Source organism: Variovorax sp. P2_H12 (assembly GCF_056403395.1).
Genome location: NZ_JBFUFO010000182.1, coordinates 1 through 471, shown reverse-complemented (window position 1 = coordinate 471; position 471 = coordinate 1). Strand labels below are relative to the sequence as shown.

The window sequence follows — 471 nt, the reverse complement described above, 5'->3', positions numbered from 1 at the left end:
GCCTGCTGCGGGGCCCTGGGCGCTGCACGGTGCGGGCGGTGATGGTGCTGCTGTCCCACATGGGATGTATCGGGATCCGATCTGGATCGACCGCGCGGCCGATCGGGTCGTCTTTCTGCACAGCCAATGCGCGCCTCATGTTGCGGGCTTCCGATTGAGTCATGAATGGATCGATAAGCGGCGCGAATTGCCGCCTGTAATTCCATTCAGCTCGAAGGAGACGCAGAATGCGTCGTTTCAAGGCAATGCGGCCGGTCGCGGTCACCGCGCTCGCCGCGGTCCTCGCATGCGCACCGCTCGCGCAGGCTGCCTCCGCGGACCGCGACCCCAGCCCGCGGGGTGGCGGCGAGAAGGTCATCAAACTGGATGACTTCGTAAAGGAATTCTCCCTCATCGACGTGGGTGGCTCAGGATTGAGCCTCGGCGACGAGGCCGTGGGCTTTTCGGAGTTCTCCCAGAACGGTCAATCGG

At 64.1% G+C, this 471-nt stretch carries 2 protein-coding genes; one reads left to right on the top strand and one right to left on the bottom strand.

Annotated features, from left to right (window positions below; genetic code table 11):
- On the bottom strand, positions 1 to 241 hold a 241-nt coding region (locus tag AC1DYK_RS35725), incomplete at its 3' end, for a hypothetical protein (RefSeq protein WP_478170573.1).
- On the opposite strand from AC1DYK_RS35725, the gene AC1DYK_RS35720 reads away from it, so the two are divergent.
- The coding region (locus tag AC1DYK_RS35720; protein ID WP_478170572.1) for a hypothetical protein at positions 228 to 471 on the top strand (244 nt) is incomplete at its 3' end. The two genes, AC1DYK_RS35725 and AC1DYK_RS35720, sit on opposite strands and share 14 nt — an antisense overlap.